Below are 25,861 nucleotides of genomic sequence, written 5' to 3' on the forward strand. Positions count from 1 at the left end.
CCGCGAAGGCTAGCGCATGGTCGCGAGTTCAACGGCGCGGCCGCGCGTGCCGACGATCTTGACCTCGTCCTTGCCGCAAGAGAAGCCGCGGGCGAGATCGTCGGCGGCCTTGCGCGCGAGCTCGTTGGCGTTCGGGTTGGCGATCGCATCGACATAGGCGACGTGGCAGACCGGGCCCGGCGGCAGCCGGGTCACGACCAGCATGGCCTTGGTGCTCGGCCGCCCCTGCTTGTCGGGACCGGAATTGTCGGCGATATGCCAGCGCTGGATGATCGCAAACGGCTTTGCGCCGGCCGCGCGCCATTCGATGGTGGTCTCGGATGAATTGAACGGTGCGAACCAGGCTGCTGCCGCCGGTTCCTCGCTTGCTGCCTTGCGGCTGCGCCCGACCGACACGATCTCGCGAAGATCGTCCTCGGCGACCAGCACCAGCAGGCCGCCCTTGCCCGGACAAACCCGCGTGCTGCTGCCGTCGAGCGCGCTGGGCTTGCCGATCTGCCGGCAATCCTTTGCAGCTGTCGAGGTGTAGCTGCTGCCCACGGATTGAGCGTCGGCGCTGCTCAGGCCTATGCAAGTCATCAGCACGGCGAAGCCTATAGTTGTGATACGTTTCATGACAGGCTTTGATGGACTGGGAACTTCGTCCCATCAGACGTCTTGATTGTGGGCAAGGTTCAAACAGGGTTGGGATATACCTGACAGCAGCGCGGAATCGTTCTACAAGAGCGGCTTCGCTTCAAGCCGTGCGGCCTCGTTCGCGTTCTCATTCTTCAGATCATGCCAGCTACCTCGAACAAACCTTATCGCGTCGGCCGCTCCAAGACCGGGCTCGGCCTCTTCGCCACCAAGCCGATCAAGAAGGGGACCCGGATCATCCGCTATTTCGGACCGATCTTGGACTCGCGGATTCCCGAACATGACGAGATCGAGAACAAATATCTGTTCGAGCTCAACGGCCGCTGGACCATCGACGGCTCGGTGCGCAAGAACCTCGCGCGCTACATCAACCATTCCTGCCGCCCCAATGCGGAATCGGACGTCCGGCCGCGCGAGCGCAAGGTCTATATCCGCGCCATCAAGAACATCGAGCCGGGCGACGAGATCAACTACGATTACGGCACCGACTATTTCAAAGCGTACTTGAAACCGATCGGCTGCAAGTGCGATTTCTGCGAGAAGAGGCGCAAGAAGCTGCGCGCGGAGGCGAGGGCGGAAGCCGCCAAGGTGAAGGCGCGGGCCGAGCGCAAGGCCAAGAAGGCGGGCGCGAAAAGCACGGCGAAAAAGAAGAAGCTGAACGGCAAGCATTTTGCAGGCAAGGTGGGCCGCGTGAAGGCGTAGTCCCCGCATCGGTCGTCGCGCGCGCTGCTGCCGCGCGAGCTGACAGGCTTCGCGCAAGGGCCAAAGCCGTCCACTAGGCTCGCCCTCAGCCCGAGCACGACGTTCTCGCCTCATCTTCGTCATTGCGAGCGAAAGCGACTTGTCCGCCGAAGCCTTGGCGAAGGCGGAAGCATCCAGATTCTCGCCGCGGAGGAACGCGGGGTTGCTTCCGCTTCGCTGAGACTTCGGCGCCAAATCGCAGCGCCTGCAATTGACTGTATGGCGCCGCGACGGAATTGGCTCGGCGGCGAAGGGATCAGATCTCCAGCACAAGCGGATTGGCCTTCAGCGTTTTCACCTTGAGCTTGCCGCCACTCTCGGCCTTCGCTTCTGCCAGCGCCTTCTCGACCAGCTCGAGGTGCTCGAGCGATTTCTCCAGCTTCGTGGTCGACTTGCCAGCTTTCTCCTTGGCTTCGATCTGCTTCTTGAGATATTGGCTCGAGCAATTGAGCCACACCGTAAAGGACTGGTCGGCCTCGGGATTGGGCGAGAGCTCGTGGTCCTCGCCGAGGCGGGACTTCAACAGCACCTCGATGATCCGCAGATCGGGGTTCTCGTGCTCCCCATTGGCGCAGAAAACGTAATGATCGGCGGTGATGCGCTTGACGAAATCTCGGTCCAGGTTGTGCTCCGAGCCGTGATGCTGGATCTTGAGCAGGTCCACGTGAAGTCCCTTGCCGTCTGCGAGAAGACCATGATGCTGCAGCCCGGCCAGGATGTCCTCGTGGTGACCGTCGCCGGTCATGATGGCGCGCGTGACGCCGCCGCCGGCTTTGGTTTCCTCCAGCAGCAACATGAGCGAGGCGAGATTCGGCTCCGTGACCTTCGCGCGCCGGCCGATCTCGTCATCGATTGACAGGCCGATCGTCCCGGCGGGAAGACCCGCGCGGTTAGTTTCAAGCCACTCCTTCAGGCTTCTTACCGCATTGGCGTTCTTCACGTCCTTGAGCCATGCATTCCAATAATCCCGGAGTATCTCCAAATCTTTCTCGAATGGCCCGATGACGCGGATCGACAGCTTGCTTCCAGGTTTGAGCTTAATGGCGTTCTTGCCGCGCACCATGGCTAGCAGGTGGTTGAACTCGCCGTTCAAGGGAATGTCGAGCTGATCGGCCGCAATGCGCCGCGAAACCTTGATCGCCTCCGGAATGGAGTTGGCGATGTTGCTGTAGGCGGCCGCGAGCTTGATCGCCGCGGGATTGCCCGAACTCGACAGAGTGTTGGCTCGCGCCGCCAGCATGGTGCCGATTTCGCCTGCGTTCTCCGGAACCAGCGCCTTGAAGGAATTGTGCCAGATGCGCTTGACGACCGGCGGCTCGTCAAACTTGGGCTTGGTCGAGGGCCGATTGTTCGCGACCTTGTGCTTGTGCACGCGCCACTGGACCATGTCTTCGAGGAGCTGCAGGACGCCGGCGATGTGATCCTGGTCGACATGCGAGACGTACACGAGATCGAGCTCGCCACCGGCCGCAGCGAAGCGTCCGAGAAAGGGCCGCACCTCGGCCGCGTAAGAGCCGGGCATGCCGCCATCCGCGAGGATCGCGACGTCGCCGGATTCGATCAGTAAGCAATCGCCCTTCTCCGAGGGCAGCAACGTGATCTTCATGACAAGCGCCCCTTGAAACGATCCTTCGCATCGAGCCGGGCCGTGACGTGTCCCGCCTCCCTGAGGCAGGCCTCCGGCATGATCACCCCGAAGCCGCAATCGTTCACCCATTCGAACGTGCCGCCCGGCAACGGTTGCGCGGTCGCTTTCAGGATGCCGAGGATCTGCGCCGCCGTGAGGGTCTTCTCGACTGCGAGCATCAATCCGATCACGCCCGCCACATACGGGCTCACCATGCTGGTGCCAGTCATGGGTATCCACGGCTCAGCCGGATCGCCGAAACCGTTTGCGGCGACGATGTCTGTGCCGGGTGCCACGATGTCGGGCTTGGGCCGGCCGTCGCGGGTCGGCCCCTGGCTCGATGTGATATGCGCGCTGCGGCGCGCCTCGTGGAGATTCGCCACCGAGACGATGCGCTGGCCGCAAGCAAGCGCGCTCACTGAGGAGGCATCGACGTTCGATCGCGCCGAAAAGAACGAAGGCCAGAAGTGCGCGCCGTCGCCGATATCGACCGGATCGTCGCGTTCGATCCAGGCGTGGAAGCGGCCGTCGCGGACGACAAGACCGTGGAGCTTCACGAGCCAGGTTCCTGCCTTCACGCCGACCACGACGTCGCCCATGAAGGGCGTCAAGTAGACTGCGATGTAGTTGGCGCCGTTCGCGGGATGATGCAGCTCGTTGTAAATGCTCAGCATGGTGCGGTCGGCGAGCTGGAAGTTCTCCAGAAATTCGCCCGGCGCGATCGGTCCGATCCATTGCCCATCCGGCGGACGGATGCTGATCGCGAAGCGGTCCTGCGGTTCGTACCAAAGCTCCATCTCGTTTTCGGAAGCGTCCTTGATGCGGTCTCCGACCACTTCCCATTCAAGCTCGTGATCGAGCCCCTGCGCCGCGATGCGCGAGCCGGCGTGAATGCGGCCCAGCATGTATCCGAGATCGTCCGGAGCTTCGGGTCGTTCCTGGCCCGCATTGCCGGCCGCAATGCAGATCGATCGGCCGGGTTCGGCGAGCAGGACATCGAGCCATCGATCGAGTGCGCTTGAGCCGTCATGCGCATGTCCGTTGGTTCCGAGGCTGATATTGATCGAGATCGGTCGGCCGGCGGCGAGATCAAGCAGGTAGATCACGGCATCGAGCAGCCGCGTCGAATCGTAGAATGAGGTTCTGCGCTCGAGGTCTTCGGCCGGAAGCGAAATTAGGACTGCTGCGATGTCGGCCTTGCTGCAAACGCCGCTATTGCCGGCCGCAATGCTGGCCACATGCGTCCCGTGCGAGCCGACGACCATCTGCGACTGCGGCTCGAGATCATGCGGCGACACATGCACCTGCTTGGCCTCGGTAACCGCCTGAGCCATGTCGGCAGAAGTAATGACGCGGCCGTAATCGAACCCAGCCGGTCGCGTGCCGTCTTTCGCGCCCTGATCCCAGATGCTGACGAATCTCGATTTGCCGGCCTGGTCCAGGAAATCGGGATGGGCCCAATCGAATCCCTCGACGTCGATGACCCCGATGATGACGCCGACACCGTCACCATGCTTCTTGCGTTCGTTGGCGACCACGCGAGCCGTCGGGGTACTGGTCGTCGCGCTGCCCTTGAGCGGCCGCGGCGGCTTTAAAGTCTCAGCCGGCTCTATGATGACGATATTGGCATCGCCGGCGAGGTTCTCGATCTCCTCAAGCCCGAGCCGCATTGCGGCGAGCCGGCCTTGAGCGCGATCATGCGGTCCGAGCCTTACCGGCTCGGTCGACCGGACGAAAACATTCACTTCGACATTTTCGCGCCGGTCGGCGGTATTGAGGTCTTTGACCGCGGTTTTACCTTTGGAAATCTGCCCGGGTGCAACTGCGGCTCCGAGGCTCGGAGCCTGTGCGGCGAGGGTGGAGGTCACCTTGAGACAGCCCTGTATTTCAGCTTTGGCAGCGTTCACTCGCGCATCGCTGTTTGCCAAGACACGAAGCTTCGGATGCATCCGCCGTCGCGCAAGCGACTCGTATCTGTCGGTCATGGTTGTTACCTCCCATTAACAACCATGGCACGAAAGTTTTGCAGTTTCTACCATATGGAACCAACTGCGTCCTTTTGCCGGGGGGCGTGTAAAGCTGCTCGGTACGGTCTTAGTGACGGTAGAAGCAACTGCCTCTCCGGACGAAGTTGCGACGATACCGATCATGAGATGGAGATAGCTCCCGTAAGGATTGGTATTCTGCCGCTACTCGGTTGCTTCGTCGCGGGGCTCGTCCCAATAACGGAACGGCGAGGCGTCGGGCAAAACACCCAAATCCAGTCAATCCCACCGCGCAAAAAAATATCACTTTTCCGAATTTCGGATTTGTGGCATACGACGCCCATCCCGGCCCTGCCAGAGGGGCGCTTCGCGATCGTCACGAGATGCGGGCCGGGGTGCGGTGGACGCGGTAGCGCCGGCGCGGTTTGCGTGATGACAGGGCGGGCAACCGTGAGTCGCACGCGACGCGGTACGACACGGCGCGGTCACAGCGGTTTGGTCGATGGTCTGGGGTGCGCACACTAAGCCCCGGGCGCCGAGGCCAAGCCGTCCGCGGACGGAGAAGTCGTGTGGTCCCGACGCCCGGGGTTCTGGCGTCAAGGCTCGCGGTGATGGGCGGCTCAACCGGGCGCACATCGCGGCCGCGAGGCGACGGGGGCAATAGTGCAACGCTCCCCGAGGAGAGCACGAAGGACACCGTTAAAACCATCCGCGCAGGGAAGGCCGGGCGACCGGCAACACCTGTAGTCCACCCCGTGTGCATTCCCATTGCGCACGGACTCGGGTGCCGCCGGCGCCCGGCCTTCCCTGCGCCCTCCGGCAACGAAAGGCGCAAGACGGCAGCAAAGCTCGGGCGAAATGCGCCGCGAGAACGCGAGGTCATGCATGCATCCGGGTAAGATCCGATATGACGAAGCCTTCGCGTTCCCCGGTCTGCGCCGCGGAGCTGGCACGAAGCCATCACGCCGCGACCGCGCGCTCGCTCTTCTTCAAGCCCACATATTGCAGCTCGGCGAACACGCCGGTGGCGATGGCTTGCGCGACGACCATGAGCGCGCCGGCGAGGTTCGGCGACACCGCGCCCGAGAGCAGCAGCGCGATGCTGCCGACCGTCCAGGCCGTGTTGCCGATCACGACCAGCAGGACGAGCGGCTTCGCCAGCGTGGTCCGCGAGGCGAGCCAGCCGACCAGGGCGGTGTAGGCGATCAGGAACAGGCCGGTCTCGCGCAGCAACGCTTCGGGCAGGTTGAACAGCGCTGCGAACGCGCTCGCGCCGAAGGTGAAGCCGAGCGCGGCGACGCCGCTGAAGATGGCGTCGGCGAAGAGGGCGCGGCGCAGGAAGGTGGATGCATCGATCATCTCAGGTCTCCTTGGTTGGGCTGGGTGGAACTCAACGCCGACCGCGCCACCAGGCGCGGAGCAGGCGGGCGAGACGGAACGGGCAGAGGCTCCTGCCGACGCCGTGCTCGAAGGCGATGACCTGCGCGACGACATAGTCGCCGGTCGAATGCACCAGGGGCTCCGGCAGGTTGAGGCTGCGCGCCAGCATCCGCGTTGCGAAGGCCATGGCCCAGGGCAAGACGTGGTCTGCGATGGTCCGGTAGAGCAGCAGCGCGATCATGGTCATCTCCTGTTGCGACCCAAGATGCGCGCGGTCGTCCCCCAATTCGATTACCTCGGTGGTAATGGAAGCGCCTAAATCCGCGTGCTAGTTTTCGACCATGAACGCACATGCATCCACCGCACGCACCGAACGCAGCCAGCCGGTCCATATCGGCGATCATTTGCGCGAATGGCGGCAGCGCCGCCGCATGAGCCAGCTCGATCTCGCCGGCGAAGCCGAGATCTCGGCGCGGCATTTGAGTTTCGTCGAGACCGGCCGCGCCGCGCCCTCGCGCGACATGGTGCTCAGGCTCGCCGAGCGGCTCGACGTGCCCTTGCGCGAACGCAACGTGCTGCTGGTCGCGGCCGGTTTCGCGCCGGCGTTTCCGCAGCGCCCGCTGGAGGATCCCGCCTTGAAGTCAGCCCGTCAGGCGATCGACCTCGTCTTGAAAGCGCATGAGCCCAATCCGGCGCTTGCGGTGGACCGGCACTGGAACCTGGTCTCCGCCAACCGCATGGTGGCGCCGCTGCTCGATGGCATCCCGCAGCATCTGCTCGGCCAGCCCGTCAACGTGCTCAGGCTGGCCTTCCATCCCGAGGCGCTGGCGCCGCGCACGGTCAATCTCGCCGAATGGTGCGGGCATCTCCTGGAGCGGCTGCACCGGCAGTGCGAGGCGACAGCCGATCCGGAGCTGATCAAGCTCTACAATGATCTGAAGAGCTATCCCATGCCGGCGCGCTCGGCGCCACTGTCGAGCGACAACGTCGCGATCCCCTTCAAGCTGCGGCATGGCGGAGAGATCCTCAGCTTCTTCTCCACCACCATGGTGTTCGGCACGCCGGTCGACATCACCCTGTCGGAGCTGGCGCTGGAGACGTTCTTTCCGGCGGACGAGCGCACCGCCGAGCGGTTGAAGCAGATGGCCGCCCGCCTGCGCTAGCGCCGTTTACAGGACGGAGCAGCGCTCGCATAATCGGCGGATGGACACACGCGCGTTCCGGCGATTGCGGCCGGCCAATCCCGTCGGCGATCTCCTGCGCGGCTGGCGCAGCCGCCGCGCATTGAGCCAGGCGGAGCTGGCGTTCGAGGCCGGCATCTCGGTCAAGCATCTGAGCTATGTCGAGACCGGGAAGGCGGCGGCCAGCCGGGACATCCTGCTGCAGCTCGCGTCCGCGCTCGATCTGACGTTGCGCGACCACAACGCGCTGCTCGAAGCCGGCGGCTTCGCACGGCAATATGGCGAGCGCGATCTGTCGGCGCCGGAGCTTGCCGAGGCGCGGCGCGCCGTCGATCTTCTGCTTCTCCGCCACGAGCCGTTCCCGGCGATCGTCACCGACCGGCGCTGGAACGTGATGCAGGCCAATCGCGCCGCCTCGCGCCTGATGACCATGCTGCTTGGCCCTGCGCGCATGCAGCGGCCGCTCAACCACATGCGCATGTTCCTCGCTCCCGACGAGCTCAAGCCGTTCGTCGAGAACTGGCCGATGGTTGCAGCCGCGCTGCTGGCGCGGGCACGGCATGAGGCCATGGCCGCGCCGCTTGACGAAGCCCTGCAATCGACCTGGCGCGAATTGATGCGGCTGCCGCAGCTTCCTGCGGCGACCGAGGATAATTTCGTGCCAGGGCCGCTCTGCGAGGTGCGCCTGCGCAAGGGCGATGTCGGCATTGGTCTGATCGGTGCAGTGCTGACCCTCGGCACCCCGCAGGACGTGACGCTGCAGGAGCTTCGCGTCGAGATGTTCATGCCTGTTGATGCCGCCTCCGAGGCCGCCCTGACTGCGCTTGCGGCTCAGGACGCCTGAGACTGCGCTTCGCGCCGTTCGAAGCTCATGGCCTGCATGACCTCCGCGAACGGACCGTTGCGATCACTCAGTGTCGCCGTGGTGAGGCCCGCGCCATGGGCGCCGACGCGCGTCGCGGCGCGGATCAATATCCATTCGCCCTCCGGCGGACGGAAGAAATAGAGGCTGATCTCCGGGTTGATGAAGGTCCATTGGCGCATGTCGACGATCTGCGCGACGCCGCTGGAGAAGTCGGCGGCCTGCACCGCCTGGAGCAGCGGCGTGTTCGTCTCGCCCTCGACCAGCGGCGCATCGAGCCGCATCCAGGCCGCGGCCGGGCCGGGCTTCTCCAGCGCACCCTCGATGAGACGCACCGACACATGCTGGAAATAGCGGCTCCATTTCTGCGCGAAGGCGGGCGGCGGGCTGCCGGCCTCCGGCCCCTTGTCGGGAGCCACGGGCCTCGCGAACGGATCGATGGGCGACTCGCCGCTCGGCGCCGTCAGCAGCGCCGTGCAGCGACCGATCTCGGTGTCGCCGTCCATCAGCCGCACCTGCAACGTCTTGGCCTTGCGACCGTCGCGCAGCAGCTCGCTGGCGCTTCTAAACAGGCGCAGGCCTGCCGGGCGCCAGAGATCAAAGGTCAGGCGCCGCACCGCAAAGCCGGATTTGGCGGCGAGGCGCTCGACCTCGCGGGTCATCAGCGCGGTGGTGGCGCTTCCCTGCAGCATGTCCGGCGACCACGGACCGCCGGCACGCTCGGTGGCGCGGAACAGATCACCTTCCGGCTTGAAAATGGCGCTCATCGCGGTCTCCCCTGGGGCTTGATCGTGGCCGTAAGTATCGGGGCGGGGAGAACCGGTCACAATAACCGCAGAGGTGAAGTCGTGAGCCATGCAGGACGGGTGCCTTGCGCCGCCCCCGGTTCGGCTTATGTTCGGGGCGGACCCTCGAAGTGCCCGAAGGAGGCGCCTGACATGAGCACGCTGAAACCGCTCCAGATCGACGTCGTCTCCGACGTGGTCTGCCCCTGGTGCTATATCGGCAAGCATCGCATCGAGAGCGCGCTGGCACTGGTGCCCGACGTTCCGGTCAAGCTCAATTTCCGTCCCTTCTTCCTCAATCCCTGGGTGCCGCGCGAGGGCATCAGCCGCGAGGCGTATCTGACCCAGAAGTTCGGCTCGGTCGAAGCCTATAAGGGCATTGCGGGACGCGTCGTCGCGGCCGCGAGCGAGGAGGGCCTCGTCTACAAGCCGGAGCTCGTGGCGCGCCAGCCCAACACGACCGACTGCCACCGCCTGATTCTCTGGGCAGAAGCGATCGGCAAGGCGCCCGAGATGAAGCAGCGCCTGATGGAGCTGTATTTCCGCGACGGCGGCGATCTCACCGATGTGAACGTGCTGGTGCAGGCGGCCGCCGACATCGGCCTCGACGCCGACGACGTGCGCAAGCGCCTCGCCACCGACGAGGACGTCGCGCGCGTCTCGGCGGATGCGCAGGAAGCCGCCGACAAGGGCATCTCCGGCGTGCCGACCTATGTCTTCGCGCAAAAGTACGCCGTCTCCGGCGCGCAGGATCCGAACCTGCTCGCGCGCGCCATACGCCAGGTCTCCGCCGAGATCAACGCACAGGCGGCGGAGTAGGCGCTTCGAGATAGAAATAGGCACGCAATAGCGAGGGTGCGTTTGAGGCGGTGAATTCCTGTCGCGCAGCTTGCTCCAGAAAAGCGACGAGGATCACCCCTGTTCCGAAGGCAGACTGAACTGAAACACGGCCCCCCGTGGTTCATTCGGACCAGTCCAAAGTCGTCCTCCATGCGCTTCGATGATTGATTGGCTAATCGACAGGCCCATGCCGGTCCCGTCCGGCTTGGTGGTGTAGAAGGGCTCGAACAGGCGGTCGACGATTGCCGCGTCAAGCCCGGGTCCGGTATCCCGTACGGCGACAACAACGAGATTTGAGGCATCTGCAGCCGTGCTGATCCGCAGCTCCCGTCCGCCAACGTCGAGGCAGTCCATTGCCTCGATCGCGTTGAGGATCAAATTGAGGACCACCTGTTGCAGCTGAACGCGATAGCCCTTCACGAGCGGCAAGCCCGGAGCGAGGTCGGTCTGGATCGAGACATCATGTTTGAGAAGCTCGCTACGGGCCATGGTGATCACGTCCAGGATTGCACCATTGACATCGACGCTCTCCTTCGGCGCCGGAGCTTTCTTGATCAAGGAACGGACCCAGCTGATGATCTCGCTGCCTCGCCTGGCTTCTGCGACAATGGATGCGAGCGCCTGCCGTGCCTTTTCCAGATTTGGAGATTGTGTTCCTAGCCAGTTCAGTGCGGCCTCTGCGTTGCAGAGCGTCGCGGTGATTGGTTGGCTCAATTCGTGTGTCACCGAAGCCGTGACCTGGCCCATTGCCGCCGCGCGATTCGCGTGGGTTAGTTCAGCCTGCATCTCGCGGAGCGTCTCGGCGGTTCGCTTGCGTTCGCTGATGTCGCGGCTCAGACAAATGATTCGTGACTGGCCGCTTTCGCAGAATTCCCGCATGCGGACTTCGACGGGAAACACAGTGCCATGCTTTCGGCAATAGCGCCTCTCGAGCGTAGCGATGCCGCCGGCCTTGAGGCGCTCGCGGTTGCTACGCCAGGTCACTTCATCCATCTCCAGATCGAACAAGGTCGCAGTTGCCCCAACCAGTTCGGCTCGGCTGTAGCCGAGGCTTTCGCAGGCATTCCGATTCACATCGAGAACGCGACCATCTTCATTGTGGAGCATGAACATATCGGTCGCGTGGTCCACGAAGGTACGGAAACGGGCCTCGCTCTCGATCAGCGCCTGTTCCGCGCGCTTGCGCTCGGTGATGTGGCGTCCCACACCCCGGTAACCCACGAAGTTCCCGGTCTTGTCGAAGATGGGCAGCCCAGAGACGGAAATATAGCGCTTGCCGCCGTCGGGCGTCGGCCGCGCCAGCTCGAAATCGCGAAACGGGAGGTGAGCGTCGAGTATCTCCCGGTGCTTGCGCCAGCCATCTGCGTCAGGCTCTAGATACGGGACCTCCCATCGTGTCCTGCCGATCTCGGAGACCGGCGGCTCGGGAAGTGTGTCAGCGAACTCCTGGCGGATGAAGCGATGCTGCGCGTCCGTTTCCCAGTACACATCGAAGGAGAATTGCACCAACGTGCGAAAGCGCTCCTCGCTCTCGCGCAGTGCCTCCTCGGGGCGCTTGCGCTCATTCGAATCGAGCGCGACCGAGGGCGCTTGAATCGGATGCTGCATGATCATCTCTTGCTCACGCGCGATGGATCAATCGCCAGATTTCTCGTGCCGGATTGCGGGCCCGTGTCTCTCCCCGAAGTCGCCCAAGATGGATCAGGAACAGGCCCTCTGACACTATACTCCCGTATACAGGGCTTCTCTATAGCGATCTGGCTGTGCCGAAAACAACGCGAGCTGGAATCCCGGGTTCGTCAACGCATGCGTGTGAGGCGGACCCTATTTCTTGTGTCGCGGGCACCGAACAATGTCCGTCGATAGTGGCCCACGCCCGCTTGCAAAGTAAGGTGCGGCCTCAATCGTGAGGACAAGGCCTAGACTGTTTTGCGCGTTCGGCGCATCAAATGAACCACGCTCCGCGCCGTATCGTGGGCGAAGCGAAGCGTGGTCAGCGCCGCATGGACCAGCCCCACGACCGGATCGTGCCGCCGCAGCGGGATCAGGACGTCACCGACTGCAAAACGCCCGCGCCAGATTGGGTTGATCATGGGATGGTCGGCATTTGCCGTCGAGTCCGCGCTGGCGATGGCGGGATCGGCGCAGAGATGGCGGGTGAGGTCGAGCGTGAGCTGCACGCCCGGCGAATATCTAGCATAGCGCTCGTCGATGCCGAGCTTGAAGAAGAAGGCGCGGTCCTGATGCCGCAGCACGATGCCGGCTGCGACCGGAATCGTGCCGGCGCGAAGTGTGACGATCTCGCACTGAGCAGTCTCGGCCAGCGCCGGAACTGCGCGGCGGATGAAGGTCGCGTCGCCGGCGTGCTGGACCAGTGCGGTGCCGCGCTTGCCCTTCCAGCCGCTGGCTTCGAGCTGCAGGAAGGTTTCGAGCGCACGTCCGATCTCGTCGGAGCCGCGCGCAATCTCGAACGCGACGGGGCCGTGCTCCTCGAGACGATGACGCTGGCGCCGCAGCTCCTTGAGCTTCTTGGCGCCGAGCGCCTCCCGCAACAGCGCTTCTCCATCCTGCGTCGCATCGAGGCTGGCACGGATATAGGAGCTGAGGATTCTCGGCTTCAGGCCGTCGCGCTTCAGCACCTGCTCCAGCGATGCCATGGCGGTGCCATCAAGCGCGACGTCGGTCAGCACCAGCGCATGCGCGCCGGCCTCGCGGGCCTGCTGCAACAGAAGCGCGGCCGCCTCGAGCGGAGCATCGCGGTCGAGCAGCGGGCTGCACAGCGTGCCATAGGGATGCGCGCTCATCAGGGCGGGCAGGGGAATCTTGAGGGCGCGCCAGAGTGAGATCACCGGCATCAGGCCGATCAGCCGGGCCGAAGAGCCGTCAAATGCGGGCAGCGCCGAGGCATCCGTGCGACCGCGTGCGCTTGCGCTGACGGCGAGTTCCCAGGCGGGCAGGTAATATCCGTTCGGCTCGACCGCACGCTGCGCCAGGGCGCGCCATTGACCGGGGTCGACGGCGCTAAGCGGGACAGGCGCGTCCGCCGTCGCGACATCCCTTGCCGATGCCGGATTGATCGCCGCCTGATGCGCGATGTCAACCACGTCCCGTCGTCCCCGTTCACGCGAGCTGAGCCCGTGCTACCGGCCATGCTTAGCGCAAAGATTGGAAAATACCGTTGGGACGCCGCTGCAATTCGAGCGGTAGCGTTAACACTCCATTCAGCATCTAGTCTCCCGGCACGAAATGATCGCGGGTGCTTGCGCGGCCGCCACCGGTGGTGTCGGTGATGGTGATCTCGACGTCGCGCGAGCTCTTCGGCAGGTCGCCAGGCCCGACCAGCACCGACAGCCTGACCTCGCGGGTTTGATCCTGCCCGACCTCGATGATGGGCTTGCCGCCGGGGCCGGCCTCGATGCCCGCGACGCGAATGGTCGCGCCCGGCAGACCGGAGACTTGAAGCGCAAACGATCGCTGTGCGCCCTTGTTGAGGATGCGCACGGTGTAGTCGTTGCGCACGCCGCCGTCCGCAAGCTGGACGAAGAGGGGATTACGCTCGTGCAGCACGTTGACGTCAATCGTCGCGCGGGTCGCGAGCGTGTAGAGCATGATGCTGCCGACGATGGCGATGGCGGCGGCATAGATCAGCGTGCGCGGACGGATGATGCGGTAGATCGGCGGCTTGCCTTCGCGCCGGCGCTGCATGTTGATTTCGGTGTCGTAGCCGATCAGGCCCTGGGGCCGGCCGATCTCGCGCATGACGTTGTCGCAGGCGTCGATGCACAGGCCGCACTGGATGCAGCCGAGCTGGATGCCGTGGCGGATGTCGACGCCGGTCGGGCACACATTGATGCATTGATGGCAGTCGACGCAGTCGCCGGAGGGTTCGCCGTGGGCGCGGGCAGCATTCGCCTTCTTCACCGACATGCGCGGCTCGCCGCGGTCACGCCGATAGGTGACGTTGAGCGCCCATTCGTCGGTCAGCGCCGCCTGGATCCGCGGCCACGGGCACATGTAGATGCACATCTGCTCGCGGGCATGACCGGCAAAGACATAGGTCGTGGCGGTGAGAATGCCGATCCAGAGATAGGCGATGAACGGTGCCTGGAAGGTCGCGAGCTCCTTCACCAGCGTCGGTGCGTCGGAAAAGTAGAGCACCCAGGCGCCGCCGGTCCACCAGGCGATCATGATCCAGAGAAAGTGTTTCAGCGCGACCTTCCGGATGTGGTCGAACGTCCAGTAACGCTTGTCACCCTGCATACGCTCGCGCCGGTCGCCCTCGACCCAACGCTCCACCGCGTAGAACAGGTCGGTCCACACCGTCTGCGGGCACATGTAACCGCACCACAGCCGGCCGGCGACCGCGTTCATCAGGAACAGAATCATTGCCGCGATGATGAGGAGACCAGTGAAATAATAGACCTCCTGCGGCCACAGCTCGATGAAGAAGAAGTAGAAGCGCCGGTGCGGGAAGTCGATCAGCACGGCCTGGTCGGGCAGGCCGGGTCCGCGATTCCAGCGCACGAACGGCAGCAGATAATAGGTCCCGAGCGTGACGCACAGGATCGCCCATTTGATGCGGCGGAAGGGGCCATGGACCGACTGCGGATAGACTTTCTTCCGCTTTTCGTAGAGAGGTCCCTCGATGAAGGTGTCGTCGGTCATCCCATGCTCCCCGCGTCTTGCGAAGGCGAGAGTCCTACTTGCCGGCGCAGAAGAGACGGTACAGAACCTCCAGCACTGCGTGGGCTTCCGGGCTCGCGATGCTGTAATATATCGTTTGGCCGTCCCGCCTCGGTTTGACCAGGCTCAATGCGCGCATCTTTCCGAGTGCTGGCATAGTGCGGCCACGGTATTTGCGCCCTGCGCAAGGGTGCTCGCGCTCAGGGGAGGCTCATGGTCTTGACTTCTTTTACACCGATCGCTTCGCTCGTTGGCGGCGCGATGATCGGGCTTGCCGCCGTTCTGCTGATGTGGGCAACGGGGCGGATTGCCGGCGTCAGCGGCATCGCCGCGCGGCTGTTTCCGCCCTATGAGGACCGCGAATTCGCCGGGCGCCTCGCCTTCGTCGCAGGTCTCGCCGCCGCGCCGGTGCTGGTTCGGCTCGTCGCCGGAGGTCTGCCGGAGCAGACGATCGCTGCGGGGCCGGCCGTCCTGATCGTCGGCGGATTGCTGACGGGTTTCGGTTCGGTGTGGGGCAGCGGCTGCACCTCGGGCCATGGCGTTTGCGGCTTGTCGCGGCTGTCGGTGCGCTCGCTGATCGCGACAATGACCTTCATGGCCGCCGGCATGGCCACCGTCTTCGTGATGCGGCACTGGAGCTGATTGCCATGGCAATTCTCGTTCAATTCGCGATCGGGCTGATCTTCGGCCTCGGCCTCATCGTCTCCGGCATGTCGAACCCGGCCAAGGTGCTGAACTTCCTCGACATCGGCGGCATTGCGGCGGGGACATGGGACGCAAGCCTCGCCTTCGTCATGGCGGGCGCGGTGGCGGTGACATTCGTCGGCTTCGGCCGTGTCCTGAAGCGCGCGCGTCCGTTCTTCGCCGATCGGTTCTATCTGCCGACGCGGCGCGACATCGATGCCAGGATCGTCGCTGGTCCCGCGATTTTCGGCGTCGGCTGGGGGCTGGTGGGCTTCTGTCCGGGGCCGGCGCTGACGGCGCTCGGATTTGGCTCGCTCTCCGCCGTCATCTTCGTCGTGGCGATGTGCGCCGGCATGGTGCTCGCCCGCTTCATCGCTCACCTGCCGTCATTGGCACGCTACGTCACGCCGGCCGATCCGCTCGAAACCTGAAGTCACGTCGCGAGTCGACATGGACGACCGCAAGTTCGGTCACACCAGCGGGACCGGGCGAATAGCCTCGCCCGGTCCCGACCATCAAGCTTTCATCGCTCACCAGCGGTCGTCGACACCGACGCCCACGCTGACGCCAGGCGCGCGAATGCCGACGCCGGCGCGCGGGCCGTCATCCCAATCGCGATGATAGGTCCGGCGCTCGTAATAGCGCTCGCGCGGCATGTAATTGTAGGAATCGCGCACGATCACGCGCGAACCGCCGCGCGTACGATAGCAGCGGCCGGAATCGTCGCAGACAAGTCGCACCTGCTGCACGAGATCCGGATTGGTGTATTCGCTGCTTGTATAGATATCGGAAGCCTTCGCCCCCGAGGCCGCGGCCAAGGCACCCACGCCAGCCAACAGCGCAATAGTCAACGTCCTCATCATGTCCTCCTCGAAACTGCCCTCGGCGGTAACAAGAAGGGGAGGCGGTGATCGTTCCCGGCTGATCTACAGGTTTTTCCCGGAACCTTGTGGTCAGGACGGATCGCTAGATCGGCTCGTAGGTCTCCGTCCCGCAGATGTCGTCGGCGTCGGCGCGCCGGCGGTCCACGACCTTGCCGCCGTTGATCGTCACGATGTAGGTCTGGGCGCCGAGCGACGTGCCGGTCGCCGAGGTGAGCTGCGCGCGGACGCACGCGGTCCAGCCCGGTCCTCGCACCTCACGATGCGGCGGGGCGACGTGAACCTCGCGCGGATACGACGTCGCAAGAAAGACGACGTCGATCTGCTCCCGCACCACGCGCTTGACGTCCGGCGGCGCTTCCGGCGGCGGCTGCTCGGCCTCCTTCATGCGCATGAACTCCGGCACCGGTGCGCGGCTGTCGGCAAAGCCGCAGGCATCGAGTGCAAGCGCGCCAACGAGCAGCGCCGCATGAGCAATGATCCGCAACATCCGTGAAGGTCCCCTGCGGGCCAACAGATAGGCACGATTGCGATCCGACGAAGTCTCGGCCGATCAAGATTTGCTGAAGTCCTGGAACCCGCGACATTGCTATTCCGCGATTGCAGGTTGGTTTGTACCCCACGGGCGGGGGATTGCCATAATGACGATCTTGGTCGTCGCGGCCGCCGTGCTGGCTCTGAGGGCCGCCTCGGCGCAAGCAGACGAGACCGCCCACAAGGCTGCGCTCGAGCGCATTCGATCGCGAGCCTGCGCCGGCGTCGCCGTTTCTAGCAATTCATGATCGTGTTGTGCATGCGATGCGAACCTTCGTTCACATCGCGACCGCTATTGCACGAAAGCGAGGCCCACGCGCTTGTTGCTGCGCCAAACTGTGCGACAATGCCTTACGAAATGGTCGCACGCGATCGAGAGCGTGACCGATTGCGGCAACATGACGGGAGTGTCGAGGTCGATCGCCGCGCCGCCCGCCGACATGTTTCGCACCGTGCAAGGAATGCCATTGTTTTCAAAGGTGATCTTTCCGCCCTTGAAAACACGGTGACGTTGCGATGTGCGCTTCTCAATCATCCGCGTCAGTCCTGCCGATGCGTATGAAGTAGTGCATAGAAATTACGTTGAACTAAACTCAATACTGGCGCTACTTGCACGGCGTTTCAGACTTTGTTTACGACGTTGGAGCGGCGAGCCGCTCCAACGACCGCGGCTCTCCTGGTTTCAGGGCGCGCTCACCCCGGCAGCATCGCGAACGCGCTCGACACCATCGCGGCCGGCTTGCCGTCGGCGGCCGAGAGCAGCGTAACGCGGCCAAAGCTCATGGTGCGCCCGAGCCGCACCACGCGGGCATCCGCCAGCACGTCGGACGCGGAGATCGCGCGCATGAAATGCGTGGTCTGATCGACCGTGGTCATGGGGCGGTATCCGCGATTTGCCGCGAGGATCGCGATCACCATCGCAGTATCGGCGAGCGCCATCAGGGCCTGGCCGCAGACCACGCCGCCGTTGCGGCACAGCCGCTCCGAAAACGGCATGCGCAGCAGCGCGCCGGGCTGCCAGTCCGGGACGTCCGCGGGCGGCGCATGCTCGATGCGCTCGACCGCGAGGTTGAGATCCTGGACCCAGGGCGCAAAGACCTCGCCGAGGATGCGCCTGGCGTCGGCGGGGCCGAACTCGGCTTCTGGCTGCGTTTGCATTGCTGTCGCGCTCTCCTGTGTTGCCGGATGTTTCATCGCATTGTGCGCGCATCGGCGAGGCAAAGTCATCCGGTCTCGCGCCGGCCACGTCGGCTTGAAAATGCCTGACTTGGCCCGATATGATGCCTCGCTTGGGGTAGGGGTGGATGATGTTGCGTCGCTGTGTCCTCGTCTTTTGCATGGGCCTGCTCGGTCTCGCGTTGAGCGGGTGCACCAAATGCGGCCCGATCTGGGACGATTGGCTGCATGCGCCCAAATCATGCAGATCGGATCGGCTCTAGCGGGCCCGCGGCGTCCGGGTCGTGACCGGGCTGACAAGGACGACACGGCGCGGGGCGATCAGCGCCTCATGGACGACTTAAGGAGTGAATGATGAAGCTTTTCCGTTTGGCCGCGGTGCTGGCCGTGCTGGCGGGACCTGCCTCCGCGCAAATGCCCAACATTAATTTGATGCAGGATGCCCCAAGCAAGTCCCCGGAGGAGAAGGCCGCCGAGGCCGAACGCGAGAAGGCCTACAAGGAGACGCTGAAGAAGATTCCGGATTCCAAGGCCTCCAGCGATCCCTGGGGCGGCATGCGCGCCGAACAGCCGAAGCAGCCGGCGGCGCCGAAGGCGTCGGCTGCAACCAGTGCGCCGAAGAAGACCAAGAGCGGGACGGCTGCCAACTGACCCGTTCCGGGGCGGCACAACGCTTCCTGGAAGGACTCCTCTTCATCCGGCCGGCGCCCTACATTGTGTGCAGTGTAGTTGCGTAGAGGAAGGCAAGACATGGCCGATCGTCCGCGGGATCTCGCCGAGCGGATGGCGCGCCGGAAGGCGGCCGGCAAGCCCGGCCAGTCCGCCGGCGACGGCTTTCTGCGCGAGACCTTCACGCTGCCGCGGGCGGCGGCGCGGGAGCGGGCGCAGGCCTTCTTCGCCCGCTACCCCAAGGCCGGCTATATGAGCGAGGTCGAGACCTGGCGCGAATTGCCCGGCGGCGACATCGAGTTCACCATGCGGCGGCTGCCCAGCGCGGACTGACGCCGAACTATGGCGCGCTGAGCCTCCGTGGTTCTCCGACCATGAACAAAGTTCCTGGGCTCCGGCCGAGGCTGACCGGCAGCGTGGTTCCACGCCTGGAGACCAACGGCATGTGCCTTGCTTGCCTGATCGCCGACAAGCAACCATGGGCGCCTCATGCTCGGCATTCCCCGCCGCTACTCGCATTTCGTCTTCGGCATCATCCAGTCCGGCCTGACCTCGCTGATCGCGGCGGGAGTAGCCAGCTTTCCCGCAGGCAGCCCGGTGCTCTTCGTTCGGCACTGGATGGTGTCCTGGCTGATCGCATGGGCCGCGATGCTGCCGGTGGTGCTATTGGCGGCGCCCGCGATCCGCGCCTTCTCGCTGCGCCTGACCCTGGAGGAGCGGGAGCCTCGCGCCGGCCGGCAGGCATGAAAAAGCCCCGCCTGGGCAAAGCCAGGCAGGGCTGAGAGTTGTTGGAGGCTGGGTGCTGGGCTGCAACACCAGAGCCCGGCGACCCTAGCCGGCTCAGCTTACGATAGCCTGACAGTCGGACCGCCGGCAGGTGCGCGATCGCAAGGCCGCAGACTGGCCCCGCACCGGTCCCAATTTCGACATCCGTCCGCACCACTGCGGACACACCCGTCGGCAAGATTTCATCCGTTCGGCCGCAGCCATGGGGGAAACGTGGCGCGCCGACAGCGGGGTGGCATCATGGATAACGTAGAGCGGTCATTCGCCGCCGCGACGGCGGCTGGCTTCGTGGTGCTGGTGATAGGCTTGATTCTGCTGGCGCTGCTGTAACGGGCGCTGCCGTCCACACAACGGACGTGCCGGGCCTCCCCACCGAGGGCGCCGGCGCGCCTTGTCTGTCAAAAGTCGCAAAACAACCCCATGCACCGTAGGGTGCCTGAGAATTTCCTCGACCCGTCAACGGGTTACGGGTAGTATTTAGATACCTCGTGGACCCGTTCCCGCTGCTGCGGTGGCAGGGCTAGCGATAACGATCGGGAATCCACCTAACGATGGGGGCGCGGAACGGGCCTTCGACCCGCTCCGGAAGCCGGGCCTGCGGCCTAGTGAACCTTGATTTCGTTCAGCGGAAGATGGAGCTCGGCGGCGCGCTCTTCACGATCCTTCTTGCGGAACTCATTCTCCTTGCGCTCGAACTTCACCATCTCCTCGTGCGCCGCCTCCAGCAGCGGCTTTCGCCTGATCGTATAGTGGTGCGTGTCGTTGTCCGTCATGACTGAAGGTCCCCAAAAGTTGCGGTCCCATCCCCACAGAAGGCCGGAGACCGCGAAAAGGTTCGGTGCCGCAGGATTACGGAAATATGACGGCGCGCCGGCAGCGCGTCGTTGATGCCGGTCATGTTCGCTTCGAGGAACCCGGCAGAGGCCCCGGTTATTTCGGCGGCTGCAGCCCCGGCGACTTGACCCAATCGTTCAGATGATTCGCAACGTCGGCCTGACGGGCCTTCCTGAGCAGCGCGTCCCGCTCCACCCCCGGCGGAAGCTTGGACGCCTGCTCGCGGACCTGCTTCGCCGATGCCGACAGCCGGTCTTGCAGGGTCAGTTGCTGCTTGAAACGTCGCCGCTTGAACATGACGCGCTCTTTCCGTGCGAGGAGGCGAGAGCGCAAGGTGAGCGTTCTCATCACCGATAATGGCCACGGTCAGCGCGGTGATGATGCATTAGGATCTGGAAATGGATCCGCGTCTGTTCAGTTGTGCACGCAGGCAAAGCCGGCAGCCTGACGATCGAGCATAGCCGGTCTGTCGCTGTCGACTTCATCGACCAAAGGGCCGCCGTCCAGGCGGCGTCCGGTCATCCCAGGAACTTGTCAAAAGCCACCAAGGCCCCGAACGCGGTTGCGGTGACGGCGAGGAAGGCCGCGAAATACCACAGGCGATGCATGCCCGGATAACCCGGGCGCACCGCTATGGTTCATGGGGCCGGTTCGATCGGCTCTGTTGGCTGATGGGCGAGACAATCGCAAAAGAACATATTGCGAACCTGGAACAAATAGGGTACATTGCTTTTATCGCCGAGCTGCCTCGCAACCGTTTGTCCCTCACGCGAATCCTCGCCATAAGGAGCACGACCCAATGTCCGCAACTGCCCTGCGTATCGTCGAAGGATCTTCCATGGACAAGAGTAAAGCTCTGGCCGCCGCGCTCTCCCAGATCGAGCGGCAGTTCGGCAAGGGCTCGGTGATGAAGCTCGGCAAGAACGACCGCTCCATGGACATCGAGGCGGTGTCCTCCGGCTCGCTCGGGCTCGATATCGCGCTCGGCATTGGCGGCCTGCCCAAGGGACGCATCGTCGAGATTTACGGGCCGGAATCCTCCGGCAAGACCACGCTGGCACTGCATACGGTGGCGGAAGCGCAGAAGAAGGGCGGCATCTGCGCATTCATCGACGCCGAGCACGCGCTCGATCCGGTCTATGCCCGCAAGCTCGGCGTCAACATCGACGAGCTCCTGATCTCGCAGCCCGACACCGGCGAGCAGGCGCTGGAGATCTGCGACACCCTGGTGCGCTCGGGCGCGGTGGATGTGTTGGTCGTCGATTCGGTCGCGGCCTTGGTGCCGAAGGCCGAGCTCGAAGGCGAGATGGGCGATGCGCTGCCGGGCCTTCAGGCGCGGTTGATGAGCCAGGCGCTGCGCAAGCTGACGGCCTCGATCAACAAGTCCAACACCATGGTGATCTTCATCAATCAGATCCGCATGAAGATCGGCGTGATGTATGGCTCGCCGGAAACCACCACCGGCGGCAATGCGCTGAAATTCTACGCCTCCGTCCGCCTCGACATCCGCCGCATCGGTGCGATCAAGGAGCGCGACGAGGTGGTCGGCAACACCACCCGTGTCAAGGTGGTCAAGAACAAGCTGGCGCCGCCCTTCAAGCAGGTCGAGTTCGACATCATGTACGGCGAGGGCGTCTCCAAGATGGGCGAGATCCTCGATCTCGGCGTCAAGGCCGGCATCGTCGAGAAGTCCGGTGCCTGGTTCTCCTATGACAGCCAGCGCCTCGGCCAGGGCCGCGAGAACGCCAAGGCGTTCCTGAAGGGCAACCCCGACATCACCGCCAAGATCGAGACCGCGATCCGCCAGAACTCCGGCCTGATCGCCGAGCAGATTTTGGCCGGCACGCCGGAGCGCGACGCCGACGGCGAGGAGCCGGCGGACGAGTAAGCCTTAACGCGAAGAGTTTTTCGCGAGGAGCGGGCACTGAGGACGTTGAGTTGCCGACGTCTTCGGTGCCCGTTTCGTTTTGCGTTGCAGTTGATCAGGTGGTGCGATGAAGCGGCTAATCCTGACTGGCTGGGGCGGCGGCAGTGATCTCGCTCGATCGGGGTTGGCCGAAATCGTTATCCCGTTCCATTTTCAATTTGAGTGGGGACCGCTCCCGCAGGCGGAAAAGCTCTCGGCTTACTTGGCTGCCTACACCGCAGAGCTTGGCCATGCCGAACATTGGTCGGATTGGGTCCGCTGGCCCCGAGGCGCCAAGGGGCGCAAATTGTCGCTGGCCGAATTTTGCGAGCCGTATGACGAGATCGAACTCTGGTTCGGAGCGACTGTCCGCGATCAATTGCAACTCGTCTGGCTGCTCGATCACCTGAGCAACTGTCCGGCGTTGACGCGGAAGCTCGGGCTGCGATTGCTGGATTCCGATCTGACGTTCAGTCCCGACCATGATTTTGCTGAGGCCGAGCCCCATATTCCCGTCGCGGATGTCGGCGCGGAAGAGTTCGAGATTGCCAAATTGGCCTGGTCGGCCTACCGCGCGCCGACCCCGGAGCCGTGCATCGATCTGCTTCACCAGGATCTGAGTGCCCTGCTGCTGCTTCGGCCGGCCTTGCTCGAGCTTCTGGCAGAACTCCCGTCTCCATTGACAGGGCTCGGTGCGACCGAGATGCGGTTTCTGGAGATGCTTGCCTGGTATGCGAACACGAATGCGCTGTTCCATTTGCGCTCGCTACGGGGCACTTACGTGTGGGGTGAGGTCGAACTGGGATATTTGCTCGAAGGCTTGGCCCTCGGCCCCAAGCCAGCTGTGGCGGGGCTGGGCGACGAATTGCGCACCATCGACCTTGGCAATCTCGGAGCCCGGCACAAGGTTTATCTCCGCAGCCGGCTGTCGTTGACCGAGTTCGGCAAGGCCGTCCTGGCTCATCAGGAAGATTTCAGCCGTCACAATCCGATCGATCGCTGGTGGGGCGGCACGCATCTGACCAACGATCGGCTCTGGCGCTACGGCGCTGTCCTGACGAAGCCCTGAGGTCACGGGATGACGCGGCTTATTGTGACGACAGATTCGTCCGCCGCCGGTGCGATACAGGGGGCGGGCCTTGCCGACCTCGTCATTGCGATCGAGCGCCGTCTTGTTAGGGGACCGCTGCCGTCCACTGCGGAGCTCAATGCATTCTTTGCGCCACGTACGCCCCACCCATTAGGTCTTCATTGGCTGGACGATACGCCCTCCTGGCGCCTCAAAAGTTCGGGCCTTGAGGGGCGCGGACTGATCGAGCTGTTCTCAGAGTATGACTCGGTCGAACTGTGGATGGAGCCCGAGCCAAATGCGCTATTGCTATTGCTCTTGCTCCTCGACCATTGCGGCATCGATAGAGCGGCGGCGTCCAAACTCGTGATGCGTCCCCTGGACATCGCCGTGAGCGGTCTCGGTCCCGAGGGCCTCGCGAATCTGAACCCGCCGATTGTCAAGCCCACGCAAGATCACGTTGAACTGGCTGGTCGCGCGTGGCGAGCTTACCGTGCGCCGACGCCGCAGGCTTGGTTCGGTCTGCTTGAAACGGATTTGAGCCTGCTTCCGCAGCTCGAGCGTTGCGTTGTTGATCTGCTCGAAGAGCTTCCAAACGTGACCAGTGGCCTCGGGGCCACGGAAACGCGGATCCTGGAATTGATCGCGCCGGGTGGGGTGCAGCCCTTTGACGTGTTCCCGGGATATCAGAAGTCCAACGAGCGTCGCGTTTTCGGTTACTGGGAGATAGGGGCGTTGCTTGATGGTCTTGCGCGATGCGAGAGACCAGGGGTCGCTGGACTGGACGAAGGCCCGTTTTCCCTGGAGATGCACAATGATTCAAGCCGCCTCCAGCGGTATAAGCAATCCCGCTTGTCGCTCACCGAGTTCGGCAAAGCGGTGCTTGGCGGCCATGAACACTTTTGCTGCCACAACCGAATCGATCGCTGGTGGGGCGGCACGCACCTGACCCACCACCGGCTGTGGCAGTGGGACACCGAGGCCTTCTCACTGATCGAGCCTGATTAGTGCGTACCCCTTCGTTCAGAGTGTTCTTGTATTGCGCATCATTTCGAGAGGCCATCGTGTCACATTTGATTCTGGCAACGAACGATCGTGCGGAGGATACACTTCGCCAGTCTGGCGTTGCGAACGTCGCGCTCGGGTTCTATCCGCGGTTTGTCTGGCGGAAACTGCCTTCCGATGAGCGGCTTTTGAGGGGGCTGGAGCGCCGATCGGAAAAGCACTGCAATCCGGGCGATCATTGGCTCGATGACGTTTGTAGCGATGCGCTCGACGGTTTCGGCACGCGCGATATCGGTTTCTTCGAGCTGTGCACGAAGTTCGACTCAATTGAAATATGGGTTGATCCTCGGCCCAACGATCAGCTCGTGCTCGTCTGGCTGCTGGACCTGCTCCGTCCCTACAAGGAGATCACCACGAAGCTGAGCCTTGTGTATGCGGACGACACTATTGCGAACTATGCTCCGGAGTCTGTCGCGAGATGGAAACTGCCTGCCTTCAAGGTGACCGAGAACCATTTGGTGACGGCAGGCCGCGCCTGGCGGGCCTATCGCGCTGAAACGCCGGAATCGTGTTTCGATCTGCTGATGACGGATCTAGCGATCCTGCCGAGGCTTCGATCGGCGCTGATTGCGATGCTGGAAGAGCTTCCGGACAGCGTGACAGGACTCGGTGCCACCGAAATGGATTTGCTGGATTTCGTGAACGATGGGCACACCGACCCGAGGATCGTCGAGGAAGCAAGGTGGATTCGCGACGTGTTCGACGAAAACGACGCGTGTGACGCCTTGCTCGAACTGGGCGCGTATTCGGCGCCGCCGATCCTGCTGGGCGATCCGGCGTTCGACAATGAGGATCGCTACTTCGGCAGGAGCGAGTGGAAGGTCACGCTGACTGAACTCGGGCGTTCACTTCTCGCCCGCGAAGACGACATGTGGCGGCACAATTCCATAAAACGATGGTGGGGCGGTACTGAATTGACCAACGAACGGCTGTGGCGGTGGGACCGCGAAAGCCGATTGTTGGTTGCGCCCTAGGTCAGGTTTCGTAGTGAGTAGGGTGGGCAAAGGCGCGCAAGCGCCGTGCCCACCATGTTTCAGCGCGCACAAAGGCGGTGGGCACGCTCCGTTTTGCCCACCCTACGAGACTGAGGACGTTGAGTTGCCGACGTCTTCGGTGCCTGTTTCGTTTTCTGATACAAGAGACACCGAATGATTTGTTCAGACCGGGGTCGCCGTGAGTTGGAATCAATCCGAGGTTATTGCTGCTCGCCAGATCATTGTTGAGACGGCGAAAGGCATACTTTCCGAAAGCGTGTCCCCGGTGGAGGGTGCCCGGACAATTGCAAGGCACAGGTTCAAGGCACGCCTCGAAGACGATTTCGATATCTTGCCCTTTGTCGGAATTAGTTCGGAAACCGAATCCTTGCCGCTGGGACGGGAAAGGGCGCACTGGCAGGCGCGAGCGCTCGCTGATCTGCAGGGCAAGATCGATGAATCCCAGGCGTGGGCGCTCGCAGTCGCGAGCACCCATTGCCAGAGCCTTGTGACTCGATCGGGAAGCCTGATGCGTTGGCCCGACTAGCCGAAGGCGTAATCCA

At 63.6% G+C, this 25,861-nt stretch carries 29 protein-coding genes and 1 pseudogene; 14 read left to right on the forward strand and 16 right to left on the reverse strand.

Annotated features, from left to right (window positions below):
• Window positions 1-9: 9 nt before the first annotated feature.
• Entirely contained in the window at window positions 10-615 is a 606-nt protein-coding gene (locus tag HZZ13_RS29770) for a hypothetical protein (protein WP_197963071.1), read from the reverse strand.
• A 162-nt stretch (window positions 616-777) separates the two neighbouring features.
• Here HZZ13_RS29770 and HZZ13_RS29775 point away from each other — a divergent pair, with 162 nt between their 5' ends.
• Window positions 778-1,338, forward strand: coding sequence for an SET domain-containing protein (locus HZZ13_RS29775; protein WP_197963072.1), 561 nt, complete (start codon window positions 778-780; stop codon window positions 1,336-1,338).
• 295 nt (window positions 1,339-1,633) lie between these two features.
• Here HZZ13_RS29775 and HZZ13_RS29780 read toward each other — a convergent pair whose 3' ends face one another.
• From HZZ13_RS29780 to HZZ13_RS29795, 4 genes are all read right to left on the reverse strand, one after another.
• Window positions 1,634-2,983 (reverse strand): MBL fold metallo-hydrolase, encoded by a 1,350-nt coding sequence (locus HZZ13_RS29780; RefSeq protein ID WP_197963073.1) that lies wholly within the window; start codon window positions 2,981-2,983, stop codon window positions 1,634-1,636.
• Window positions 2,980-4,749, reverse strand: coding sequence for a S8 family serine peptidase (locus HZZ13_RS29785; protein WP_311972764.1), 1,770 nt, complete (start codon window positions 4,747-4,749; stop codon window positions 2,980-2,982). The genes HZZ13_RS29780 and HZZ13_RS29785 overlap by 4 nt, the downstream gene beginning before the upstream one ends.
• Before the next feature lie 1,200 nt (window positions 4,750-5,949).
• Window positions 5,950-6,348, reverse strand: a complete 399-nt coding sequence (locus tag HZZ13_RS29790; RefSeq protein ID WP_197963075.1) for a hypothetical protein — start codon at window positions 6,346-6,348, stop codon at window positions 5,950-5,952.
• A 31-nt stretch (window positions 6,349-6,379) separates the two neighbouring features.
• A complete protein-coding gene (locus tag HZZ13_RS29795) occupies window positions 6,380-6,610 on the reverse strand; it encodes a hypothetical protein (RefSeq protein WP_197963076.1) in 231 nt (76 codons plus the stop codon).
• Window positions 6,611-6,710: 100 nt separating this feature from the next.
• Between HZZ13_RS29795 and HZZ13_RS29800 the strand changes: the two genes are divergently transcribed.
• Together HZZ13_RS29800 and HZZ13_RS29805 are read left to right on the forward strand one after the other, a co-directional pair.
• Window positions 6,711-7,532 (forward strand): helix-turn-helix domain-containing protein, encoded by an 822-nt coding sequence (locus HZZ13_RS29800; protein ID WP_197963077.1) that lies wholly within the window; start codon window positions 6,711-6,713, stop codon window positions 7,530-7,532.
• Window positions 7,533-7,572: 40 nt separating this feature from the next.
• Complete coding sequence (locus HZZ13_RS29805) at window positions 7,573-8,394, forward strand: helix-turn-helix domain-containing protein (RefSeq protein WP_197963078.1); 822 nt, start codon at window positions 7,573-7,575, stop codon at window positions 8,392-8,394.
• Here HZZ13_RS29805 and HZZ13_RS29810 read toward each other — a convergent pair.
• A complete protein-coding gene (locus tag HZZ13_RS29810) occupies window positions 8,382-9,179 on the reverse strand; it encodes a thioesterase family protein (RefSeq protein ID WP_197963079.1) in 798 nt (265 codons plus the stop codon). The two genes, HZZ13_RS29805 and HZZ13_RS29810, sit on opposite strands and share 13 nt — an antisense overlap.
• A gap of 171 nt (window positions 9,180-9,350) precedes the next feature.
• On the opposite strand from HZZ13_RS29810, the gene HZZ13_RS29815 reads away from it, so the two are divergent.
• Window positions 9,351-10,016: a DsbA family oxidoreductase gene (locus tag HZZ13_RS29815; RefSeq protein WP_197963080.1), complete on the forward strand. Its 666-nt coding sequence runs from the start codon at window positions 9,351-9,353 to the stop codon at window positions 10,014-10,016.
• 93 nt (window positions 10,017-10,109) lie between these two features.
• Here HZZ13_RS29815 and HZZ13_RS29820 read toward each other — a convergent pair whose 3' ends face one another.
• The 4 genes and pseudogenes from HZZ13_RS29820 to HZZ13_RS37000 form a co-directional block, all read right to left on the reverse strand.
• A complete protein-coding gene (locus HZZ13_RS29820) occupies window positions 10,110-11,645 on the reverse strand; it encodes a PAS domain-containing sensor histidine kinase (RefSeq protein WP_197963081.1) in 1,536 nt (511 codons plus the stop codon).
• Between the two features lie 311 nt (window positions 11,646-11,956).
• A complete protein-coding gene (locus HZZ13_RS29825; RefSeq protein WP_197963082.1) occupies window positions 11,957-13,141 on the reverse strand; it encodes a GNAT family N-acetyltransferase in 1,185 nt (394 codons plus the stop codon).
• A gap of 124 nt (window positions 13,142-13,265) precedes the next feature.
• Complete coding sequence (ccoG, locus tag HZZ13_RS29830; protein WP_197963083.1) at window positions 13,266-14,702, reverse strand: cytochrome c oxidase accessory protein CcoG; 1,437 nt, start codon at window positions 14,700-14,702, stop codon at window positions 13,266-13,268.
• A gap of 34 nt (window positions 14,703-14,736) precedes the next feature.
• A pseudogene (locus tag HZZ13_RS37000) lies at window positions 14,737-14,868 on the reverse strand (transcriptional regulator); the annotation flags it as partial.
• 65 nt (window positions 14,869-14,933) lie between these two features.
• On the opposite strand from HZZ13_RS37000, the gene HZZ13_RS29835 reads away from it, so the two are divergent.
• Both HZZ13_RS29835 and HZZ13_RS29840 read left to right on the forward strand, forming a co-directional pair.
• On the forward strand, window positions 14,934-15,362 hold the full coding sequence (locus HZZ13_RS29835; protein WP_197963084.1) for a YeeE/YedE family protein: 429 nt from the start codon (window positions 14,934-14,936) through the stop codon (window positions 15,360-15,362).
• A gap of 5 nt (window positions 15,363-15,367) precedes the next feature.
• On the forward strand, window positions 15,368-15,835 hold the full coding sequence (locus tag HZZ13_RS29840; protein ID WP_197963085.1) for a DUF6691 family protein: 468 nt from the start codon (window positions 15,368-15,370) through the stop codon (window positions 15,833-15,835).
• A 99-nt stretch (window positions 15,836-15,934) separates the two neighbouring features.
• Here the strand turns inward: HZZ13_RS29840 and HZZ13_RS29845 are convergent, their stop codons facing one another.
• The 4 genes from HZZ13_RS29845 to HZZ13_RS29860 all read right to left on the reverse strand — a co-directional run bounded on the left by HZZ13_RS29845 (window position 15,935) and on the right by HZZ13_RS29860 (window position 17,977).
• Window positions 15,935-16,267, reverse strand: a complete 333-nt coding sequence (locus tag HZZ13_RS29845; RefSeq protein WP_197951402.1) for a hypothetical protein — start codon at window positions 16,265-16,267, stop codon at window positions 15,935-15,937.
• A gap of 103 nt (window positions 16,268-16,370) precedes the next feature.
• Complete coding sequence (locus HZZ13_RS29850) at window positions 16,371-16,775, reverse strand: hypothetical protein (RefSeq protein ID WP_197963086.1); 405 nt, start codon at window positions 16,773-16,775, stop codon at window positions 16,371-16,373.
• Window positions 16,776-17,111: 336 nt separating this feature from the next.
• Entirely contained in the window at window positions 17,112-17,354 is a 243-nt protein-coding gene (locus tag HZZ13_RS29855) for a PilZ domain-containing protein (RefSeq protein WP_197963087.1), read from the reverse strand.
• Between the two features lie 158 nt (window positions 17,355-17,512).
• Window positions 17,513-17,977: a PaaI family thioesterase gene (locus HZZ13_RS29860; protein WP_197963088.1), complete on the reverse strand. Its 465-nt coding sequence runs from the start codon at window positions 17,975-17,977 to the stop codon at window positions 17,513-17,515.
• 372 nt (window positions 17,978-18,349) lie between these two features.
• Here HZZ13_RS29860 and HZZ13_RS29865 point away from each other — a divergent pair, with 372 nt between their 5' ends.
• From HZZ13_RS29865 to HZZ13_RS29875, 3 genes are all read left to right on the forward strand, one after another.
• Window positions 18,350-18,646 carry a hypothetical protein gene (locus HZZ13_RS29865; protein WP_197963089.1) on the forward strand — a complete coding sequence of 99 codons (297 nt, stop codon included), beginning with the start codon at window positions 18,350-18,352 and terminating at the stop codon, window positions 18,644-18,646.
• A gap of 99 nt (window positions 18,647-18,745) precedes the next feature.
• On the forward strand, window positions 18,746-18,997 hold the full coding sequence (locus HZZ13_RS29870; protein WP_197963090.1) for a hypothetical protein: 252 nt from the start codon (window positions 18,746-18,748) through the stop codon (window positions 18,995-18,997).
• A gap of 156 nt (window positions 18,998-19,153) precedes the next feature.
• The gene (locus tag HZZ13_RS29875; RefSeq protein ID WP_197963091.1) at window positions 19,154-19,411 is read left to right on the forward strand and encodes a DUF2798 domain-containing protein; all 258 of its coding nucleotides are present in this window, start codon (window positions 19,154-19,156) and stop codon (window positions 19,409-19,411) included.
• A 641-nt stretch (window positions 19,412-20,052) separates the two neighbouring features.
• On the opposite strand, the gene HZZ13_RS29880 is transcribed toward HZZ13_RS29875, so the two are convergent.
• Window positions 20,053-20,223, reverse strand: a complete 171-nt coding sequence (locus tag HZZ13_RS29880; protein WP_197963092.1) for a hypothetical protein — start codon at window positions 20,221-20,223, stop codon at window positions 20,053-20,055.
• Window positions 20,224-20,380: 157 nt separating this feature from the next.
• A complete protein-coding gene (locus tag HZZ13_RS29885) occupies window positions 20,381-20,581 on the reverse strand; it encodes a hypothetical protein (RefSeq protein ID WP_197963093.1) in 201 nt (66 codons plus the stop codon).
• Window positions 20,582-21,083: 502 nt separating this feature from the next.
• On the opposite strand from HZZ13_RS29885, the gene recA reads away from it, so the two are divergent.
• The 5 genes from recA to HZZ13_RS29910 all read left to right on the forward strand — a co-directional run bounded on the left by recA (window position 21,084) and on the right by HZZ13_RS29910 (window position 25,845).
• A complete protein-coding gene (gene recA / locus HZZ13_RS29890) occupies window positions 21,084-22,172 on the forward strand; it encodes a recombinase RecA (RefSeq protein WP_027577058.1) in 1,089 nt (362 codons plus the stop codon).
• A 106-nt stretch (window positions 22,173-22,278) separates the two neighbouring features.
• Entirely contained in the window at window positions 22,279-23,259 is a 981-nt protein-coding gene (locus HZZ13_RS29895; protein ID WP_197963094.1) for a hypothetical protein, read from the forward strand.
• A 9-nt stretch (window positions 23,260-23,268) separates the two neighbouring features.
• Window positions 23,269-24,267, forward strand: coding sequence for a hypothetical protein (locus HZZ13_RS29900; protein WP_197963095.1), 999 nt, complete (start codon window positions 23,269-23,271; stop codon window positions 24,265-24,267).
• 56 nt (window positions 24,268-24,323) lie between these two features.
• Window positions 24,324-25,298, forward strand: a complete 975-nt coding sequence (locus HZZ13_RS29905) for a hypothetical protein (RefSeq protein ID WP_311972765.1) — start codon at window positions 24,324-24,326, stop codon at window positions 25,296-25,298.
• Window positions 25,299-25,497: 199 nt separating this feature from the next.
• Window positions 25,498-25,845 (forward strand): hypothetical protein, encoded by a 348-nt coding sequence (locus HZZ13_RS29910; RefSeq protein WP_197963096.1) that lies wholly within the window; start codon window positions 25,498-25,500, stop codon window positions 25,843-25,845.
• Window positions 25,846-25,861: the final 16 nt, after the last annotated feature.

It is taken from the genome of Bradyrhizobium agreste, assembly GCF_016031625.1.
Taxonomy (GTDB): Bacteria; Pseudomonadota; Alphaproteobacteria; order Rhizobiales; family Xanthobacteraceae; genus Bradyrhizobium; species Bradyrhizobium agreste.

What these genes read in the sequence shown, in the direction of transcription:
- HZZ13_RS29835 (WP_197963084.1), top strand. Translation starts at nt 14,934, where the DNA reads ATGGTCTTGACTTCTTTTACACCGATCGCTTCGCTCGTTGGCGGCGCG.
- HZZ13_RS29860 (WP_197963088.1), bottom strand. Translation starts at nt 17,977, where the DNA reads ATGCAAACGCAGCCAGAAGCCGAGTTCGGCCCCGCCGACGCCAGGCGC.
- HZZ13_RS29780 (WP_197963073.1), bottom strand. Translation starts at nt 2,983, where the DNA reads ATGAAGATCACGTTGCTGCCCTCGGAGAAGGGCGATTGCTTACTGATC.
- HZZ13_RS29795 (WP_197963076.1), bottom strand. Translation starts at nt 6,610, where the DNA reads ATGATCGCGCTGCTGCTCTACCGGACCATCGCAGACCACGTCTTGCCC.
- HZZ13_RS29800 (WP_197963077.1), top strand. Translation starts at nt 6,711, where the DNA reads ATGAACGCACATGCATCCACCGCACGCACCGAACGCAGCCAGCCGGTC.
- HZZ13_RS29850 (WP_197963086.1), bottom strand. Translation starts at nt 16,775, where the DNA reads ATGTTGCGGATCATTGCTCATGCGGCGCTGCTCGTTGGCGCGCTTGCA.
- HZZ13_RS29880 (WP_197963092.1), bottom strand. Translation starts at nt 20,223, where the DNA reads ATGACGGACAACGACACGCACCACTATACGATCAGGCGAAAGCCGCTG.
- HZZ13_RS29885 (WP_197963093.1), bottom strand. Translation starts at nt 20,581, where the DNA reads ATGTTCAAGCGGCGACGTTTCAAGCAGCAACTGACCCTGCAAGACCGG.
- HZZ13_RS29845 (WP_197951402.1), bottom strand. Translation starts at nt 16,267, where the DNA reads ATGATGAGGACGTTGACTATTGCGCTGTTGGCTGGCGTGGGTGCCTTG.
- HZZ13_RS29790 (WP_197963075.1), bottom strand. Translation starts at nt 6,348, where the DNA reads ATGATCGATGCATCCACCTTCCTGCGCCGCGCCCTCTTCGCCGACGCC.
- recA (WP_027577058.1), top strand. Translation starts at nt 21,084, where the DNA reads ATGTCCGCAACTGCCCTGCGTATCGTCGAAGGATCTTCCATGGACAAG.
- HZZ13_RS29865 (WP_197963089.1), top strand. Translation starts at nt 18,350, where the DNA reads ATGAAGCTTTTCCGTTTGGCCGCGGTGCTGGCCGTGCTGGCGGGACCT.
- HZZ13_RS29875 (WP_197963091.1), top strand. Translation starts at nt 19,154, where the DNA reads ATGCTCGGCATTCCCCGCCGCTACTCGCATTTCGTCTTCGGCATCATC.
- HZZ13_RS29815 (WP_197963080.1), top strand. Translation starts at nt 9,351, where the DNA reads ATGAGCACGCTGAAACCGCTCCAGATCGACGTCGTCTCCGACGTGGTC.
- HZZ13_RS29855 (WP_197963087.1), bottom strand. Translation starts at nt 17,354, where the DNA reads ATGATTGAGAAGCGCACATCGCAACGTCACCGTGTTTTCAAGGGCGGA.
- ccoG (WP_197963083.1), bottom strand. Translation starts at nt 14,702, where the DNA reads ATGACCGACGACACCTTCATCGAGGGACCTCTCTACGAAAAGCGGAAG.
- HZZ13_RS29895 (WP_197963094.1), top strand. Translation starts at nt 22,279, where the DNA reads ATGAAGCGGCTAATCCTGACTGGCTGGGGCGGCGGCAGTGATCTCGCT.
- HZZ13_RS29775 (WP_197963072.1), top strand. Translation starts at nt 778, where the DNA reads ATGCCAGCTACCTCGAACAAACCTTATCGCGTCGGCCGCTCCAAGACC.
- HZZ13_RS29870 (WP_197963090.1), top strand. Translation starts at nt 18,746, where the DNA reads ATGGCCGATCGTCCGCGGGATCTCGCCGAGCGGATGGCGCGCCGGAAG.
- HZZ13_RS29805 (WP_197963078.1), top strand. Translation starts at nt 7,573, where the DNA reads ATGGACACACGCGCGTTCCGGCGATTGCGGCCGGCCAATCCCGTCGGC.
- HZZ13_RS29840 (WP_197963085.1), top strand. Translation starts at nt 15,368, where the DNA reads ATGGCAATTCTCGTTCAATTCGCGATCGGGCTGATCTTCGGCCTCGGC.
- HZZ13_RS29810 (WP_197963079.1), bottom strand. Translation starts at nt 9,179, where the DNA reads ATGAGCGCCATTTTCAAGCCGGAAGGTGATCTGTTCCGCGCCACCGAG.
- HZZ13_RS29770 (WP_197963071.1), bottom strand. Translation starts at nt 615, where the DNA reads ATGAAACGTATCACAACTATAGGCTTCGCCGTGCTGATGACTTGCATA.
- HZZ13_RS29820 (WP_197963081.1), bottom strand. Translation starts at nt 11,645, where the DNA reads ATGCAGCATCCGATTCAAGCGCCCTCGGTCGCGCTCGATTCGAATGAG.
- HZZ13_RS29900 (WP_197963095.1), top strand. Translation starts at nt 23,269, where the DNA reads ATGACGCGGCTTATTGTGACGACAGATTCGTCCGCCGCCGGTGCGATA.